10 protein-coding genes are annotated in these 12197 nt (G+C 42.5%); 8 read left to right on the top strand and 2 right to left on the bottom strand.

Annotated elements, in window-relative coordinates; translation table 11 throughout:
* Positions 1-46: 46 nt before the first annotated feature.
* From A0127_RS06230 to A0127_RS06240, 3 genes are all read left to right on the top strand, one after another.
* Positions 47-796 carry an ATPase domain-containing protein gene (locus A0127_RS06230; protein WP_062389360.1) on the top strand — a complete coding sequence of 250 codons (750 nt, stop codon included), beginning with the start codon at positions 47-49 and terminating at the stop codon, positions 794-796.
* A 154-nt stretch (positions 797-950) separates the two neighbouring features.
* Positions 951-2081, top strand: coding sequence for a hypothetical protein (locus tag A0127_RS06235; RefSeq protein ID WP_231855737.1), 1131 nt, complete (start codon positions 951-953; stop codon positions 2079-2081).
* Entirely contained in the window at positions 2060-3184 is a 1125-nt protein-coding gene (locus A0127_RS06240; RefSeq protein WP_062389365.1) for a tripartite tricarboxylate transporter permease, read from the top strand. The genes A0127_RS06235 and A0127_RS06240 overlap by 22 nt, the downstream gene beginning before the upstream one ends.
* A 47-nt stretch (positions 3185-3231) precedes the next feature.
* On the opposite strand, the gene A0127_RS06245 is transcribed toward A0127_RS06240, so the two are convergent.
* The gene (locus A0127_RS06245) at positions 3232-3540 is read right to left on the bottom strand and encodes a DUF5748 family protein (RefSeq protein ID WP_062389367.1); all 309 of its coding nucleotides are present in this window, start codon (positions 3538-3540) and stop codon (positions 3232-3234) included.
* 144 nt (positions 3541-3684) lie between these two features.
* On the opposite strand from A0127_RS06245, the gene A0127_RS06250 reads away from it, so the two are divergent.
* The 4 genes from A0127_RS06250 (at position 3685) to A0127_RS06265 (ending at position 9707) form a co-directional block, all read left to right on the top strand.
* Positions 3685-4875, top strand: coding sequence for a class I SAM-dependent rRNA methyltransferase (locus A0127_RS06250; protein ID WP_062389370.1), 1191 nt, complete (start codon positions 3685-3687; stop codon positions 4873-4875).
* Between the two features lie 193 nt (positions 4876-5068).
* Positions 5069-6289 carry a tyrosine-type recombinase/integrase gene (locus tag A0127_RS06255; RefSeq protein WP_156471169.1) on the top strand — a complete coding sequence of 407 codons (1221 nt, stop codon included), beginning with the start codon at positions 5069-5071 and terminating at the stop codon, positions 6287-6289.
* A 263-nt stretch (positions 6290-6552) separates the two neighbouring features.
* Positions 6553-7002, top strand: coding sequence for a hypothetical protein (locus A0127_RS06260; RefSeq protein WP_062389374.1), 450 nt, complete (start codon positions 6553-6555; stop codon positions 7000-7002).
* Positions 6993-9707 carry an AAA family ATPase gene (locus A0127_RS06265; protein WP_062389378.1) on the top strand — a complete coding sequence of 905 codons (2715 nt, stop codon included), beginning with the start codon at positions 6993-6995 and terminating at the stop codon, positions 9705-9707. Before A0127_RS06260 ends, A0127_RS06265 begins: the two co-directional genes overlap by 10 nt.
* Positions 9708-10144: 437 nt before the next feature.
* Here the strand turns inward: A0127_RS06265 and A0127_RS06270 are convergent, their stop codons facing one another.
* Positions 10145-10477 (bottom strand): hypothetical protein, encoded by a 333-nt coding sequence (locus A0127_RS06270; RefSeq protein ID WP_054840659.1) that lies wholly within the window; start codon positions 10475-10477, stop codon positions 10145-10147.
* Positions 10478-10575: 98 nt separating this feature from the next.
* Here A0127_RS06270 and A0127_RS06275 point away from each other — a divergent pair, with 98 nt between their 5' ends.
* On the top strand, positions 10576-12195 hold the full coding sequence (locus tag A0127_RS06275) for a class I SAM-dependent DNA methyltransferase (RefSeq protein ID WP_082781401.1): 1620 nt from the start codon (positions 10576-10578) through the stop codon (positions 12193-12195).
* Positions 12196-12197 lie beyond the last annotated feature (2 nt).

A 12197-nucleotide genomic window follows, 5' to 3' on the forward strand; every position in this document is an offset into this window, starting at 1 on the left:
GGTAGGTGTGGTTTAATATAATCATAGCAATATCGCGGTGATTAGAATGACCGGTGAATGGACTGTTCCGAGAGTAAAAAGCGGGATTCCGGGGTTCGATGAGCTTGTAAACGGCGGGTTCCCCAAAGGTACAACTGTTCTAGTAACTGGTCCTACTGGTAGCGGTAAGACTACCTTCGCGGTTCAGTTTGTTTATAAAGGTGTTGAACTCTACGACGAGCCGGGTGTCATAGTGACACTCGAAGAGCGTGCTGTTGATCTCAGAAGGGAGATGCGTGCGTTTGGATGGGACATAGAGAAATACGAAAAAGAGGGCAAGATAGCTATAATTGATGGTGTCAGCGCGGTTGTTGGTCTTCCCTCCGAGGAGCAGTATGTACTTGAAGGCAATCTGAATACCGAGGACTTTCTCAGGTACATATACCGTGTTGTTAAGGCCATAGATGCCAAAAGACTTGTAATTGATTCGATCCCTTCTATCGCGTTCCGCTTAAAGAAAGAGGAAGAACTCAGAGAAGTTCTTCTTCAGCTGAATACGATACTCCTCGAAATGGGCGTAACTTCTATCCTGACTACTGAGGCCCCCGAACCGGCCAGAGGAAAAATCAGCAGGTATGGAATAGAGGAGTACATAGCTAGAGGTGTTGTCCTCCTGGATTTCATCGAGCGTGAGGTTGAATTAAAGAGGTACCTCCTGATAAGGAAGATGCGTGAGACTAAGCACTCAATGAAGAAATATCCCTTTGAAATAATGAGCGACGGGCTTGTCGTATACCCGAGCGGCGAAATATACTGAGCATTTTCCTGGTGAAAAGCGTTCGCTTGAAGATTCGACTGGTTACACTGTGCTCTGTTCTGGTTAGTGTTCTCCTTCGTTTCAAAACATTTTTAAATCTTCCGAATGTTTACCTTTTTGAGGAGTTATGAAAACTAGATTAATCATCGTTTTATTGATATCCCTGACAATAGTTTCTCTCGCGCTTATTCGAATCTCTCCACCAAAGGAGGATGCGTTCACCGGGCTGTGCGTGTATTCGTCACCGGGCTTCTCCACCCTCTACAATGGAAATCAGAGTGTCGCCATTGGGAGATCCCTTGAAGTTGGAAGAGTCTACACTGCCTATGGTCGTTTAAGGAAGACTAGCAGAGGTCTCTGGATGGATGTGTCATCTCTTCAGGTATCGCCTCCCAACTTTCCACTGGAGTCGATTGAAGGGGCATACTGGACAGATAGGTCTCCTCAGCTTCTAACACCGGAGAGGGTGTATCTGGCGTCTCCAATTAACGCCTCTAAGGGAGAGCTGGTTTTAGTGAAGGGTCTGGAGTATGGGAAGAATTTCTACCCCATTGAAGTCCATACGCGCGGACTTCCTGCATCCCCCAAGAACGGGTTTCCATTTGTGGTTGAAGGCGTGGTCCTGTCCACTGGCCGATACATATCAATCTGGAACGGGAGCGAGGAGTTCAAAGTCTTAAAGTTAAGGGGCGTGGAGGTCTCTCCCGGCCAGAGGGTTCGAGTAGTTGGTATTGTCAGAGTTAGAGATTACATCTACCTTTATCCTTCAGAATCGGAGGATATAACACTTCTGGGGTATTCAGAGTCTAAACCCCTCTGGAATTCGTCCATCGGTGACATTGTTGAAACGGAGTGCCTCGTTTTGAATTCGGGGAGCACTCTAAAGCTTAACTGTACTGACCTAAGACTCTACGGGTTTAAAGCGAGGACGGGGGATCTCCTCCACATCCGGGCTTTGAGGAGAAAGTCTTCTCTACTGTGTCTAAACTGCTCAATTGTTCAGCCTAGAGAAAAGCTGCCAAACGAGCTCTGTGGTTACTCACCTGGAAACTTCGCCAAGATATCTGGAACCGTTACCTGGGTGAAGAGGTATCGGAACGGCTTCGGGCTGGCCAACGTTACCTATGGAAACTGCTGGGTTCTTCTCAAACTCCCCACATCCCTTGGAGTATCAGTGACTTCTGGCGAGAACGTAACCGCCTACGGCTTTTTCACGACTTACCGAGAAAAGCCTGCATTTGAAGTTCGGTCGGGTGATGACATATGCTCAGGGAGCTCCTGCTAGGGGCGCTCTTTGGGACCTTTACTGGTCTAATGCCGGGAGTCCATGTCAATACTTTAGCAGTTTTGCTCAATGGTGCATTGCTACCTTCACTCACTCTGTTTGCAATGGGACTTACCCACACCTACCTCGACGCGTTTCCATCAACTTTCCTCGGAATTCCGGATGAAGGGACTGCCCTCAGCATTTTGCCAGCACATAGACTCGTCCTTGCTGGGAAAGGAATGGAAGTCATAAGGATAGCGCTGTATTCGAGTTTTCTTGCGACACTGCTATTTATCCCCCTAGTCCCATTTTATCTTGTGATAGCCCCGCTGTACACTTTCAATATCGGCAAGATTGCAGTCTTGTTTTTAATAGCCCTGCTGGTGCTAACAGAAAGGGGCATAAAAAAGCTCTGGGCGGCGTTTATAGTGATCCTTTCTGGACTGGTTGGATTTATGGTTCTCAGGATTTCCCTCCATGAACCTCTTTATCATCTTTTGACGGGTCTATTTGGAGTTCCCGTTGTTCTCGTTGCATTGTTTTATGAGATGTCTGGGGTATCGCCTGGAAGTGCTGACCTTGAGATGGATACTAAATCTTTACTCTCTTTTTCCTTCCTGGGAACACTTCTTGGGATGATCGCTTCTTTGGTTCCCGCATTTACATCATCCCAGGCGGCGCTGATGGGGTCGTTTTTCTCAAAGGACGAACGCTCGTTTTTGACTGTTGTTTACTCAACGAACACGGCAAACTTCCTCTTTTCTCTGGTTAACTTTCTCGAAACCGGGAGAGCCAGAAACGGCATAGTAATGAGGATGCCCCCGATGGGTCTTTCCGCCCTTCTAGCATTTCTCTTCGCTTCGCTCTTCGTCGGAATTTTGGTAATGCTCTACGGTGAGGTTATCTCAAAAATTCTGGCATCGGTTGTTTTTAAAATTCCGTACAAAGCCCTCAACCTTGGAGTGCTTGTCTTCCTCGCTGTCCTCTCGGTGTACTTCGACGGGATTGCTGGAGCTCTGGCTCTCGTTGCTTCTTCCATTGTTGGCCTTCTGGCGGTTCTACTCGGAGTTAAACGCACAAACTGTATGGGCGCTCTGATGGTGCCTATACTCCTGAATTAAGCCTTAGATGAATAAAACTACAAAACGAAAGTTAAGCAGAAAAAGAATCAAGCAGACTTGCCTTTCATAATCTTCTGGAATTCGGAGTAATCGGTAACTATTTTCTTACCGTCAAGGGTCTCGAAATAGACCTTCTTAATCTTGACCTTCTTAACGTCTGTATACTTCATCTCGGGGGGGTCGTAAGAACCGGGCTCGACGACCTCGTCCTCAATAACATACGTCTTAAGCTCTGGCTGGCCGACATACTTCCAGACCTCATAGAAGACCTCGGGGTCGAGGTGTATCTCCCCCTCAATCTCAATCCAGTCGGCTCCGATGTCCTCCAGAAACTCCTTTACTACCTCGAAGTGCATAGAATCACCCTTGAGATTATAGGGCGGCAATGGTTAAATACCTATCGCTCGGTAGTGTTGGAAGGTTTTGAAGGGCTTAGAAATCCAGCAATGAAAAGCAACAGTTTTTAAAGCCCTCACCTTTTAACGCAGGTGGTGGTGAGAATGGCGAGAGTTATAGTTGATGCTCAAGCAGCGAGGGCAATAGGTAAGGGCGCGATGATAGTCTTCAAGAAGGGTGTCGTGAGGACTGAGGGTGAGATAGCTCCCGGTGACATCGTTGAGGTTTACACAAGGGGCGGAAAGTTCCTCGGGAAAGGTTTTGTCAACCCGAACTCAAACATCATGGTCAGGCTCGTCACAAAGGATAGGGAGACTAAAATAAACAAGGAGCTGTTCCGCGAGAGGATAAAGAAGGCCAATGAATACCGAAAGAAGGTTCTCGGCTACGATAAGGCTTACCGTATGGTCTACGGCGAGGCTGATTATCTCCCGGGTTTGATAGTTGACCGCTTCAACGAAATAGCGTCGATTCAGATTTCCAGCGTTGGCATGGAGAGGTTCAAGCTCGACCTTGCAGAGGCCATTATGGAAGCAGAGCCTGAAATCGAGACAGTCTTTGAGAAGAACACCGGCAGGAGCAGGAGGAGAGAGGGACTCCCGGAGATAGAGCGTGTCCTCCTGGGGAAGGAGAAATATCGGACGGTAATCGAAGAGGGCAGGGCAAAGTTCATAGTTGACATGCGCGGCCAGAAAACGGGCTTCTTCCTCGACCAGAGGGAGAACAGGATAGCACTTGAGAAGTACGTCAAGCCAGGTATGCGCGTTCTCGATGTTTTCACGTACACGGGCGGCTTTGCCATCCACGCAGCTGTTGCAGGTGCCGACGAGGTTGTGGCAGTTGATAAGTCACCATGGGCAATCAACATGGTGAAGGAGAACGCGAAGCTGAACGGCGTCGAGGATAAAATGAAGTACATCGTTGGAAGCGCTTTCCCAGTTATGGAGGAGATGATAAAGAGGGGCGAGAAGTTTGACATCGTCATCCTCGATCCCCCCGCCTTCGTTCAGCATGAAAAAGACCTAAAGCGCGGACTCAGGGCCTACTTCAACGTGAACTACGCGGGCCTTCAGCTGGTCAAGGAGGGAGGAATACTCGTCACTGCCTCCTGCTCACAGCACGTTGACATGCAGACCTTCAAGGACATGGTCATAGCTGCTGCAGCCAAGGCCGGCAAGTTCCTCAAGATGCTCGAACCCTACAGGACGCAGGCCCCAGACCACCCAATATTGATGGCTTCAAAGGACACCGAGTACCTTAAAGCCCTCTTCCTCTACGTTGAGGATATGAAATGAAGTTAGGGGACGATGAGGAGAAAGCACAACGCAAAAAGTCCCCACCTTTATAAATTTTTGTATTGGAAAGTTACAGTAGAGACTACCAAAAACAGCCGTTTTTCAGGTTCGAAAACAGAACATATGGTTATCTTTAAAAGAAGCAACGCCGCTGTGAGTAATAGTCACCTCACCTGCCCCGAAAACATGGGTGATGAAGATGATGAGAGAAGATGTTTACGTTGCAGATGAGTTGAGAAGATTAAAACAGCAGATGCTCGACACTCAATTAGTGCGACAGAATGCAGGCGTCAGGTATATCACAGTCTTTGAGAGTGACTTTGACCGCTTTGTCGAGTTCAAGAGGGATAAAGGAATAACGGCAAACTGGCTCAGGAAGATTGAACGCTTTTTTAAGGTTGATTTCATCAACTACGTCGAAGAGAACTATCCAGACCTCATTCGGAGACAGTATGATGAGCGTTACATTGTCATTACAAGAAATCTCATTGTAAACTTTTTGCGACATTTATTCAGAAAGTACAGTTACAGTAGTTATGAAAAGTATTACCATATGTTCTTTGACTTCCTCGACTTCTATACAGCTTTTATTGAAACAGTTAGTGACGTTGAAGCGGAGAATGCAATATTTCTCAAAGCTATGAAGAAGAATTTCAGTCCCCGTAAGCTTGTATCTCCCAACAAACTGAGAGCAGAGCGGGAAGCTAGGACGTTGAAGGATGTCTCGCTGGAAGACATCAAGAAGTCGATCGAGGTCATATTCCAGCTTTATCTAAATGAGCTGGTTACAGACAACTTTACCCTGTCATCAGCCCTTGCTTATGTTGTTTTAAGTACAACGGGTATGAGGTTCAATGATTTGCAACAAGTCAAAGTCTCTGACATTGATTTCAAAGAAAAGGTCATCTGGGGGCAAAACACAAAAATCGGGCTTCCAGAAATCTATTTTTTAACAGATGAGGCTACAGAGTTAATCAAATTCTACATTAACTGGTATGGTCTCAACAATGATGATAAGCTCTTCCAGTTTGTCAGATTAGATGAACAGCTCAGAAAGACCCGTAAGAAGCTCTATACACCGCAAACGTTGGCGATGGCGTACATCACAAACAACACTATTGTCAAAAAGCTTTATCCGTTGCAACTCAAGTTCTGTAAGAAGGCTTATGCTAATCGCCTGCTCGCAAAAGGAGTATCAGAACCGCACATATCGCTTCTCACCCACCACCGTCGCAAAGATGTGCCTGTCCCTGTGCAAAAGACAATATATGAGCATTATCTTAACCGCTATCCTCATAGCGACGCTGGATTGAGGGAAGAGCTTAGGTCGATGTGGTATAAGGCGTTCAAGGACGTCAAGTTACTCCCGAGGGATTTCTTTTTGCACTTTCAAAAGGAGCTAATAAAAGAGTAAATCAGGGGTAAGCCCCCAATTTATCATTTTTCAATCTTTGAATTCAAAATAAATGAAAAGTAAATTAAAACCTCCATATCCGCTTTGTTGTACAACTTGGAGTGTCTTTGATGAAGTTTTGGAGAAAATTAACAGTTACTAATTTTATTTTTGATCACTTTTTTGTTTGAAATTATGCACAAGTTTATAAAAACTGAATGTTCTATATTTATAGAAACCCTAAGTGAATTTGGTATTAATGATATAATAAAGAGGTGGTCAGGATGATAGAAATCAATTCCAAGATCCCTTATATAATGTCCTATGACGAAACGTACACTGTAAGATGCAAGGCAAAAATCTATAATATTAGTGATAAGAAGTCTGCGGAGCTTGTTATACATAAAAGGACACTTCCATCAAACATAGTCTTGAAAACAGACTATAACGCGGTTCTCATTACTAAGAAAGGCGTTGTTAGATTCAAAACAAATACATTCAAACACAAAAACATAATCCGCTATAAAATCCCACTTTCGATTGCAAAAGCTTACTTAGAAAGTAAAACAATTGAGGCAGATGTCATCATTAGAGACAATATAATGCTTATTGTTCAGTCTGGCATAAACGTTCAAAATATAATACAAAATACAGAAGATAATATCAAAAATGATAGGAGAGATGAGGAGGTGATTACAATTAACACTATAGGGGGTGATAGAAAATGGCAGTAAGCACAATAAAAGCAATAGAAGAATTCAAGAAAAACACAGAAAAAGCACTACAACTCATCGAAATGCTCGATGACATCAAAGAAACGGTTGAAACAGCAGACGAGATCATAGTCAGGTATAAGCAGATCGAAAACATACTCACACAACTCAAAGAGAAAATAGAGGATACACTCACAGTGATGGATTTTGATGAGCAAACAATACTAACAAATGTAGAAGTTTTCAGCGACGTTGTTAAGCTCTACAATTCCAACAACAAATTGCTTCAAGAAATCTTTAGACCGTCAAAAGAAGTCGCAGAAAAAATAGAATTGATAAAAAACACCGTAAGAGATTTCGAATTTGACATTACCGGCTTCATAAGATACTATACAACAGAAAAGATAGGGGGAGTTGAAACACTAACAGAAGAAGACTTCACGTATACAGACGCAGATACAAATATGTATATAGTTGCCCACTATAAGTACTACGGCTCAAACAAGGCAGGCATAGTTTACATAGAACCGTTACTCGACGAGTATAAGAGATTATATCCGCTTGACTTTGACGTCATAATCGATAATGTTTTGAGAAAGTATCCGACAATCGATACAATCAAATTCAAATTAGAAAATGTGAAAGCAATAACATTAACAGAATATAACAAAAACAGAAAACTCTATCTCTACAAGCCCGTTAAAATCAAGGGAACATTAATTTCGCTCAATAGAGGAATTACAGAACTCTACATCAGAGCAAAAGTGGTCAAGGGATCGGGCGTAAACAGAACTAAGATGATAGCCTACAACCTGCCCCCGCAACCGAAGTTGTTTGACTCAGAGACAGGCCAGATGCTCAGAATACTCAAAAAAGACTTGGACAACGTCAAAATGGGAATAGTATCCTTCAAAATCACAGATGAGAACAATGAGATAACTGCCATGACCTACTCAAGCAATCTTGACATACTAATTGAAAATCTGGGGGCCGAAATGGAGTTTTGGGGAATCATTTATGAGCAACAGACAGATAACGCTTCAGCTGTCGCTGAAGAGATCTTTTTTGTGACTGACATCAAACCCGCAGAAGAGGAGATGGCTAAACTATCCAATAAGGAGAAGCAGGAGGTTGAAGAGTTTCTTAAGCGATTCAATAACGGCGAAGAATTGTTAGACTGGATGATTGACAACTATGCCCCCAGAATAAAATACAGAAAGAAACGGGATTTTGTTTGGAGATTGAAGTTAATACACCTGATTTTAGCACAGAATAGCTGGCTCAACAACATAGAAATGCTACACACTCTCATTTTGAGCAGACCGGGTGTCGGTAAGACAACACTCGCACTCTATTATCTCCCCCACATATCAAAACGCTGGAAATACGCTGATAGGTCAAGAATGACCATTCCCGGCCTTCTGGGAGGCTATGATCAAGTGGCAAAAGAAACAAGAGTTGGAGCTTTAAAATCTGCAGATAGAGGTGTAATGGTCATAGATGAGGTGGATAAGTTCAGAAACGTTGATAAAGATATAATCATCGCCCTAAATACAGTAATGAGCAACGGCCACGTCTCAATTACAATAGGAAACAGTTCAAGAAGCTTAGATTATCAAACGAGACCGAACATAATGTTATTGGGCAACTACAGTTCAGGAAAGCTCAAGAAACAACTCGAATACGCAACAGATGAATTTGAAAAAGAGAAACTCAAGGAAGAATTCATCGCAAAAGAAATGATGGAAATAACACAGCACATCAGCACATTTGACAGAATAGCAATTCTCGACACAGATATATTCGAATACACAGCTGACAGCGAAAAAGAAGCAAATTTACTGTTTGACAGCTGGTTTGAAAGCAAAGAAGAGGCAGAAAATGAAGAACCAACCGAAAGAGAATTACGGTTACTAAAACTCATAAGGAACATAATGATTTACAATGCAAACTACATTGACAAAAAGAAGCTCAGAGAAAGCATCAAGAAGTTCAAGGCGGAAATAGCGAGCTTCATTGCCAATGAAGAACTCAAAGAAGAGAAGCACAGACTATCAAACAATCTGATGCGGTTAATAGAAGTTATCGCAGTACTGAAAGGAGAGCAAGAAGTTGGCAGGGAAACGGTAGAACTAGCATTCACATTAGCGAGCATATCAAGAAAATACAAGCAAATTTACAGTCTAAAAACAGAGGAATTAGAAGAGTATGTCGAGGAGTTTATTGAAGAAAAAATCATCAGGGAGCTCCCTGCTGATGGGATAGACGTCGAAACAGCGAGGCGGAAGTTCAGAGAGTCATTATCAATTTCAAAATTCACAGAAATCGAAAGAAAGGAGTTAATGAAGCTGTTCGATACAATGTTGAGGGAGTTCGCACAGAGAAGTGAGATCGAAATTAAAGATAACAATATCAGGATTGGACAAAAGAGACTATCAGAAGCACTAAGGAAACTGCTACAATACTATGACAGTCTTGCAATCAAAAAGAAGAGCATTGGCGAGTATTATTATGACATACAGGAACTCGCTGATCAGCTCAAAGTCAGCAGTCAAGTAGCACTCGAATTGCTGAAATTGATTGCAATTGATGACATAAAGAGAACATCGATCAAGGTTGATGGTGAAGTTAGATATGTATATCATGTCGAGATTGATACAGAGAAAGTTAAGGATATGTTGAATAAAAATGCTTACAAGAACATTCTACTCAACTTTTTCATCTGATTCTTACCCATTTCTTTTTATTGACTTGTATGCAGTATGTCAGATTTCCGTCAACTTCCTCGCACAAAATTTTCTGATCAAAAATTTTTAGTCGATCCTTCGATGGAGAATGATCATAATGAATAACAAAATTGGTACAATTAAACACTAATATTTAGTCTTCTGAAATATAGAAGTTAATGGTCGAATCTTTTCGATTAGAAGTATCGGCATAATAGGTGTATTTATGGATCTGCGATGAATTGTGTTGCAAAAAGTTTTCCTGTGGAGCCTGTTATACGTCAAAATTGAAATCTTGTACGGGCCGTTTGGTTGTTTCTTTTTACCCATAAGATGGCCTGTTTGGGATTGTAACCAGTGTAACCTTCGAGATATGACCTAATCCATAACCTGTTTATAATCATCCGTTGCTAAAAGTTTTCCACTGGAAACATACTTTAGATCTTCTGTCTCTTCGCTAAATAGAAAGCCACAGCACTATCTACCCACGTGCTCATACTGAGGCCGAGTTTTTCTGCCCATACCTTTATCCTTTCATGATTTATCTCGCTCACTGAAAAAGTTCTTAGTGTGGTAATATCATCAGATATAAAGTCAGCATACTGCTGTAAGAACTTCTTGAATTTGTCTAGATGTTTTATTGAAAAGTTCAAAGCCTTGATAATCACCTTAATCATCGCAATGTTATTTTCCTCTGAGTACTCCTTTAGTGACCTGTATGTTTCAACATGCATGAGAACGTTCAATTTTTTGTACTCCTTTTTTCCCATAAGGTCACCACCATTAATAATAGAACACTAACAATGACTTAAGGCATTAGAAAAGGTTATTTACTTACCTTATTACACTCATAGGGTGGTGGAGTATAATGAACAAGGAAGTTCCTTTAACTACATTTATCAAAAAACCTAATTCCAAAAAATCAGATGAAACTAAAACGGAAAAGAGAGTTAACAAAGTAACGGACTTGACAGATAAAGAGCAATTAAAAACTTGGCTCTGGGATGCCGCAAATATACTAAGGAACAGAGTTGATTACATGCCGTACATATTAACCCTCTTGTTCTACAAGAGACTGTCAGACGTATATGAAGATGAGTACTGGGAGGTCTATGAGAGGATCTTTAATCAGATGAAAGACAAGCTTGGCGAGGAAAAAGCCAAGAAGATTGCTGAGATCGAAGCTAAGAAAAAGAGTTGGCACAAGTATCAGATACCAGAGGATTGCCTTTGGGAAAAGGTCAAGAACACTCCTGTAAACATTGGTGAGAAATTGAATGAGGTTCTTATGAAAATTGAAGAACACAATGAAAGCCTTAGGGGACTTCTGACCAGAGTAGATTTCAACAAGAAAGACGTACTCCCAGATCAAAAACTTAGACAATTGATTGACCACTTTGATAAATACAGGATTGGAAAAAATGTCAGCCCCGACATTCTTGGTGAGGCTTATGAATATCTTATTGAGCAGTTTGCCATGACTAGTGGAAAGAAGGGTGGGGAATTCTTCACTCCCAAAGAAGTTGTTAAAGTCCTTGTCAGAATCTTGGATCCTCAAGACTATGAGGAAATTTATGACCCTGCATGTGGGACTGGGGGCATGTTAATAACTGCCTACTATCACATAAAAGAGAACGGCGGCGATATCAAAAAGGCAAAGTTCTACGGGCAGGAAGTCAATGACATGACTTATGTAATTGCAAGAGTGAATATTGTTGTCCATGATATCAAGAATGCTGACATAAGGCACGGGGACACATTCTTTGAACCCAAATTCACTGAGGGTGGACGGCTAAAGAAGTTCGATGTGGTATTGGCTAACCCTCCTTGGAATGACAAGAACCTTAAGGGTTTAGAAGAGGAAATTAAGAAAGCTCCCTTCAGTGCAGAGAGGTTTCCCTTTGGGATACCCCCACTGGGGACCTCAGCGGACTGGCTGTGGATTCAGCACATGCTTGCAAGTGCGAGGGATGATACTGGGAGAGTGGGTGTGGTAATTGACAACGGTGCCCTCTTTAGAGGGGGGAAGGAGAGAGACATTAGGGCGGAGATTGTGGAAAAAGACTGGATAGAGACTATAATTGCGCTTCCTGAAAAGTTGTTTTACAATACTGGAGCTCCCGGGGTTTTGATAATATTTAGAAAGAACAAGCCTGAGGAGAGAAAGGGCAAGATACTATTCATTAATGCCAGTCAAGATTATGAAGAAGGTAAGAGACAGAACAAGCTTAGAACTCAGGACATTGACAAGATTGTGAACGCATATAATGACTTCAAAGACATTGAGGGTTATGCAAGGGTTGTCAACCTAGAGGAAGTAAGGAACAATGACTATAACTTGAACGTCACTCTGTACGTGACACCTATCATTGAGAGGGATGAAGTTGATATAAGGCACGTGTGGAACAAACTTGAGGCCCTTGAAGAGGAGAGAAGTTCACTTAAGGCAAAGATAGAAGAATACCTTAAGGAACTTCGGGTGATTTAATG

Origin of the sequence: Thermococcus peptonophilus (assembly GCF_001592435.1) — an archaeon.
Classification (GTDB): Archaea; Methanobacteriota_B; Thermococci; order Thermococcales; family Thermococcaceae; genus Thermococcus; species Thermococcus peptonophilus.